This window comes from Acinetobacter stercoris, from assembly GCF_900323515.1.
Lineage (GTDB): Bacteria > Pseudomonadota > Gammaproteobacteria > Pseudomonadales > Moraxellaceae > Acinetobacter > Acinetobacter stercoris.
Map to the genome: position 1 here is coordinate 1 of NZ_OOGT01000221.1, position 6271 is coordinate 6271.

The 6271-nt window shown below is 35.1% G+C and carries 7 protein-coding genes; 1 reads left to right on the top strand and 6 read right to left on the bottom strand.

Features of this window, described 5'->3' with window-relative positions:
• Positions 1-38 precede the first annotated feature (38 nt).
• From zigA to KPC_RS16955, 3 genes are read right to left on the bottom strand one after another with little or no spacing between them, the layout of a single operon-like run.
• Positions 39-1265, bottom strand: coding sequence for a zinc metallochaperone GTPase ZigA (zigA, locus tag KPC_RS16945; protein WP_121975528.1), 1227 nt, complete (start codon positions 1263-1265; stop codon positions 39-41).
• A gap of 19 nt (positions 1266-1284) precedes the next feature.
• On the bottom strand, positions 1285-1701 hold the full coding sequence (locus KPC_RS16950; protein WP_121975529.1) for a Fur family transcriptional regulator: 417 nt from the start codon (positions 1699-1701) through the stop codon (positions 1285-1287).
• A gap of 56 nt (positions 1702-1757) precedes the next feature.
• The gene (locus KPC_RS16955) at positions 1758-2453 is read right to left on the bottom strand and encodes a YcbK family protein (protein ID WP_407641997.1); all 696 of its coding nucleotides are present in this window, start codon (positions 2451-2453) and stop codon (positions 1758-1760) included.
• Between the two features lie 225 nt (positions 2454-2678).
• Between KPC_RS16955 and KPC_RS16960 the strand changes: the two genes are divergently transcribed.
• Positions 2679-3239, top strand: a complete 561-nt coding sequence (locus KPC_RS16960) for a gamma carbonic anhydrase family protein (protein WP_121975530.1) — start codon at positions 2679-2681, stop codon at positions 3237-3239.
• 88 nt (positions 3240-3327) lie between these two features.
• On the opposite strand, the gene KPC_RS16965 is transcribed toward KPC_RS16960, so the two are convergent.
• The 3 genes from KPC_RS16965 to KPC_RS16975 all read right to left on the bottom strand — a co-directional run.
• Entirely contained in the window at positions 3328-4131 is an 804-nt protein-coding gene (locus tag KPC_RS16965; protein WP_121975531.1) for a thioesterase family protein, read from the bottom strand.
• A gap of 141 nt (positions 4132-4272) precedes the next feature.
• Positions 4273-5796: a glycosyltransferase gene (locus tag KPC_RS16970; protein WP_121975532.1), complete on the bottom strand. Its 1524-nt coding sequence runs from the start codon at positions 5794-5796 to the stop codon at positions 4273-4275.
• Positions 5797-6271: glycosyltransferase (locus tag KPC_RS16975; RefSeq protein ID WP_171334531.1), on the bottom strand; the 475-nt coding region annotated here is incomplete at its 5' end.

Consider the following 6271-nt stretch of genomic DNA (forward strand, 5'->3'; position numbering starts at 1 on the left):
CCTTTTATCCATATAATAAAAGGAGTCTTTTTATGATATTAAGATGCTATAACATCCTGCTGGACAATAAATGGATTTGGAACATTTCCCCAATATTCACGTCCTAACGTCATTTCTTCATCAGTTAATAAGCATTGATCAAATTGGACACGTAACGACTCTTCATCCATATCCATACCAATGATAACGATCTCCTGCCTAGCATCACCAGTTTTTGCATCCCAGTGGCGCTTAATCTCGGCTAAACTTTGTGGATCTGTAGGCCATTCTGTTTGTTCGACAGAAACCCACCAATAACCAGCGAAGCCATGTCTCGCCATTGCTCCTGCCTGAGACCATGACCATGCAATGTCCAGATCCGATGCCAACCAGAAAAAGCCTTTTGATCTCACCACACCTTTCCACTCCTGATGGATGAATGCATCAAAACGAGCGGGATGGAACGGGCGACGTGCACGATAAACAAAGCTATGGATTCCATATTCTTCAGTTTCAGGTGTATGCTCACCACGTAACTCTTTTAACCAGCCTGGTGCTTGTGCAGCTTCGTTAAAATCGAATAGATTTGTGTCTAGTACCCGATCCAGACTGACATTTCCAAACTCTGCAATTTCAATTTTTGCACGTGGATTTAAAGAGTGAAGTATTGCCAATAAACGTTCTTTCTCTTCTGCACTAATCAGATCAATTTTATTGACAATGATCACATCACAAAATTCAATTTGATCAATCAGTAAATCAACTACTGTTCTTTCATCCTGTTCGCCTAGTGACTCTCCACGATCCTGTAAATGGTCAGCAGAGGAATAATCACGCAAGAAATTGAACCCATCAACCACAGTCACCATGGTATCCAGACGTGCAAACTCTCCTAAAGAGATCCCCTCTTCATCTTCAAAAGTAAATGTCTCTGCAACAGGTAATGGCTCTGAAATCCCGGTTGACTCAATCACCAGCTGATCGAAACGATTTTCTTCAGCTAGACGACGCACTTCAACAAGCAAATCTTCACGTAAGGTACAACAGATACAACCATTACTCATTTCAACCAGTTTTTCATCAGTTCTTGACAGTTCTGCACCACCATTTCGTACTAATGCAGCATCAATATTCACTTCAGACATATCATTTACAATGACTGCAATTCTACGTCCTTCACGATTATTTAAAATATGGTTGAGTAGTGTGGTTTTTCCTGCTCCTAAAAATCCTGACAATACAGTAACTGGGAGTTTAGTTTTTGAATTGGCTATAGATGTTTCCATTGGCTTACTCTCGACTTAATCATGATAAATTTGTATTTGATACATGTGCTGTAGTATCAACGCATCCTGCACACCGACCTAAAATTTCAAGATGATAGGACGTTGGGTTAAATTGGTTGGTTACAATAAATTGATGAAATGCTTGAGGTAATTGCTTCAAAGCGGTGTATTGCACTTTTTTACAGTCAGAACAAATTGAAAAAAGCAAATATTCATCTTTAAACTGGTGAGCCAGATACATATTGAGTGATGTCAGTTTTAAAATCAGACCATATTGCATGAGTTGATTCAGCCCTCTATAAATTTGCATCGGTGCCCGAATCCCATATATTTTGGCTAGTGATAACAGCTCATAAGCACTGAGTGGTCGATTTTCATTCTTCAAAATATCCAAAATATGCTGTTGTGCTTTGGATAGTTTTTTCTCTGTTTTCATCAATATGCGTTACTCCACATACTTTAATTGTTATATTATAACATATCAATTAAATTTTAGAATGTACTACATAATGAAGTCTGGCTACGGTGGTTTGCTCCCCAGGTTCGATACCCCAGACTATCAATATGAATTTGACCTGACTTATATACACCTAAACCCATGTTCAGACTTTCACCATATTCAGTCCAAAACTGGCAAAGTCTTTGTTTACTTTGACTGATCTGAATTAGGTCATTTTCATCTGGAAACTCTGGACCGATCCTAAAATCCATTGCTGTGTTAAAAATATGTCGTGAATTATCGGCACCACCAGCACATTTATTTAATGAAGCGCTCCGATAAACAGAGGTCACTTCAAAATTTGTCAGTACTTTTTTATCCAGCATTTGTTTTAATATATTTAAGGTTGGAACAAGATTTCCCCAGAGCTCTCTAGGAGGAACACGGTATTCCTCATCATTACATTTCTGCCAGTCACGTGCAGAGCGTAATAATTCATGATTTGGAACCAGTCCACCTACACCACGTTGCGTAAGGTAATTTTGATAAGCCAATACCTGAGCTCGATGATCTCCTTGTCTTAACCAGTTTTGATAACTCTCAGGTATTATTTTATTAGAGTGGATAATTTGAGGTTTTGGTGAAATAACCCGAACAGGTTTTATTGATGTCTGCTTTTTTGTCTCAGGGTATCTGGTAGCAAATTTATCAGGGGCTTGCTGACATGCCGTCAAAATCAACATGCTCATACCAAACAGTAATTTAGAACATTTCTCTATTTTACCTGCTTGAACATGTGATGCCTTTAAAAACATAAATTCGCCTATATAGATCCACTAATTGTTATGTTATAACATAACTAATATTAGTAATACTTAGTTGTTTTGTGAAAGCTGAAAAACAGCTTTTCCCTCAAATCGAGCTATTTTCAAATCAAATAAAAGAGAGATTTTTTTAAATCAATGGAGTGCTATATGATCCGAAAAAACCCTTCGGGTGACCTTCCCATCATTCACCAATCAGCTTATATCGACCAAACAGCGATTATTTGTGGAAAAGTAGTTATAGAAGCAAATGTCTTTGTTGGACCTTATGCAGTAATTCGAGCTGATGAAACTGATGATCAAGGCAACATGCAGCCTATTATCATTAGTGAAAATTCAAATATTCAGGATGGTGTTGTTATCCACTCCAAAGCTGGAGCTGCTGTTTTTATCGGTAAAAATTCATCTATTGCACATCGTTCTATCATTCATGGCCCATGTGAGATAGGGCAACATGTTTTTATTGGATTTAACAGCGTCCTATTTAACTGTAAAGTTGGTAATCATTGTGCTGTACGACATAATGCTGTGGTCGATGGGCGTGATTTGCCAGATCATTTTTATGTTCCAGCGATGAGCTATATTCATGCCAAAACTGATTTAACACAGTATCCACCAATCAATGTCGAAATTAGTGAGTTTTCAGAAAGTGTAGTGACTACGAATATCGCATTGGTTCAGGGTTATAAAGCCCTACAAAATGAATTTTAATGATTAAATTTCGGTATAAAACCAGAGAGATCTTATTTTAATCTCTCCCTAGTTTTGAAATTAAATGATGCAAGGCAATAAATGGGTCTTAAACAGTCATTGGACGTATAGTCAAAATCTGTTCACTACGTCCAAATGGACCATATATATCATGTAATACCGCACTGGTTAAGCCAATACCATCGCTACCATATTGTTGAATCGCTTCCAGACCTAACCATTTGCCTTGTGGTAACCGATGCATATGGATTTGCAAGTCCAGATTTGGGAATGCCCAGTCAAACTCTCGATTTTGACGTGGGACGATACCATTTGCAGTATCGACAATCCCTAATATTCGGACAAAATCACTAGTCTGCTCACCTTCGACCATTTCAAGATTAGTCGTCTGCCAAACAATCCCTTTACCATTTCTACGCGTATCATCTGCGCGAGTTTCCGTCGATTCGATAAAACCACCTGACCAGCATTTTTTTAGACCATCCCATTCAGGATAATGTTCTGGATTTTGAATAGTTTGGTCTTCCAAACCTGCCACAGAACTGGTATCCGTTGTTAACATGCGCCACGCTCTGGCAACAATACTGGTTTTACCTTGTGTCTTCATTTCAGATTCAATCAGTTCAATGGTTTTACCTGCTCGGATCACCCGAGTATGGATTGAAAACTCGCCAGCATGAATCAAACCAAATATATCGAAACTGATACGCCCAATGCGCATGTTTTCACGAGGGTAAAATCGTTCCAATTCCTTACACATCAATCCTGAAGCTGGAGCCATATGCTGTTCATGCGGATTCCATGCCCCTTGAGCATGTATGTTCGATTGATAATGTGTAATGGTTTCATTTAGATTTTCTATACGACTAATAAGCTTATAGTATGCTGACATGTTTTCCCTGTTTGCCAAATCCTCTTTGAATTGAGCTTAACGGAAAATAGATGAAAAATGAATAAAAGTTCAGTTGATTCTCTATTTTTAACTCGACAAGTTAAAAAAATCAGGAATAACCACCTAAAAATTAAAGTTGAATTACATGGTTATATCTTCAAATAGTTTCTGCCATTTTTTTGAAATATTTTCTGGTTCTAACCATTCTACTGACTTATATGCATTATCAATTGTTTTTTGAATCTTATTTCTATCCTTTAAAAATTCAATAGCAGTCTCAGCAGCTAATTGTGTATTATGATTTTCAATCAAAAACCCATTAAAGTCATTTTTTATTAATGCCTTAGGTCCATACTTAAAATCATAAGAAAGCACAGGTACCCCATGACTTAAACTTTCAGAGATTGAAAGTGCAAAACTTTCATATAGACTGGTCATGAAAAAGAGGACAGATTTATTAAGTTGTTTCGAAATATCCGTTGTATACCCCATGAAAAAGATATGACTAGATAATTTCTTTTCATCGACATATTTTTTTAATTTATCTTTTTCACTTCCATCTCCATAAATATAAAGTTTTTTATCTGGAAGTTGCTTTATGATCAACTCCATAATATTAATTGCTTCATATATATTCTTTTCTTTTTCAAGCCTTGAAATAATAATTATTCTATCTAAATCTCGACTATCTAAACCCAACTTTTCTGGTTTAATCAAAACTGGGTGAGGTATGGCGTACAATGGACAATGTATAGGCAACCTCTTCTCTATATCATTCATTTGCTCATCTGTTAATATCACACAAGCATCAACACTTTCAGGATTCTCTAGTATTTTTTTTCTCTCGGAACTATTAAAGCTCCCACTTATAGCATCCTGACCAAACTGTATATGATTGCTATGCAAAATTGAAACAACTTTTGCCTGAGCTAGCTTTTTAATAGGATAAATATGATGCGGTCCACCATCTATTAGGAAAATGGCTTTATCATTCACAATATAATGATCTAGCCACCAAGTAATTAAATCATTTTCTGATAAAAAAACCTCGGCAAGAAGCCCATTCGAATCATTTAGAAAAATATTAACAAGATTTTTCTTATAAAAATTTTTAATTAACTTCACTTTACCATCTACATCAAAATATTCTTCTTTTTCAATAGCATTATCTTCACCCAAATATTGTGACAATATCAACTTCCCATTAGGTAAAAAAATATCTCTTTTAACTTTTCTTTTTTCATGAAAATAATTGATATAATCTATTCTTTTACTACGAAATAGCTCATTATGATTTGAATAAACTACATACATTTTACAATTATTATTTTCACCATAATATCGTTCATGTGTTTGAGAAACTTTAACAGAATACGCATAATCTTTACTATCTATATATGAAGAGTAGCTATCTTCCACATCTGTTATTTTTAACAAGTCAAAATACATATTTTTAACTTTTATTTCTGAATCAATACCAAATCTTCGCAAATGAGATCGGCTATATTTTAGAAAAAAACGATTAAATTTCGTAGTAATAATACATACATCCTCTGTCACATTCTGATATAGAAGTTTTGAGCGTTGTATCGCTGATATTTGAACACCAATTAATTTTTCCGGGAAATCATTTATCACTATAAAAATTTGATTATTTTTTTTCATTTATAATTTCTCTAACTCTTTTTTCCAAATTTCTGCAACATTTTTCATCTCATATAATGTTGATGATTTATAAGCTTCCTCTGACATATCCCGAAGTTTTTTTCTATCATCTAACAATAAAGTCATAGCGTTAGCTGCATTAACAATATCATCTTTCTCAACAACCACACCATTTGCACCATTTTCAATCAACGCACTTGGTCCATATTTAATATCATAACTAAAGATTGGAACTCCATGATTCAAACTCTCTAAAAAAGACAGTGGGAACCCTTCCATTTTACTTGTAGATAAATATAAAATCGAATCATTTAATTCATCAGCTATATTTTCAGTATATCCAGGTAAAAAAACATTATTATTAAGTTTTTTTTCTGAAATCAAACGTTCTAAACTATTTCTTTCGCCACCTTCACCATAAATATAAAGTTGAGTCAAAGGATGCTTTTTAACAACTAACTCCATAATATTAATC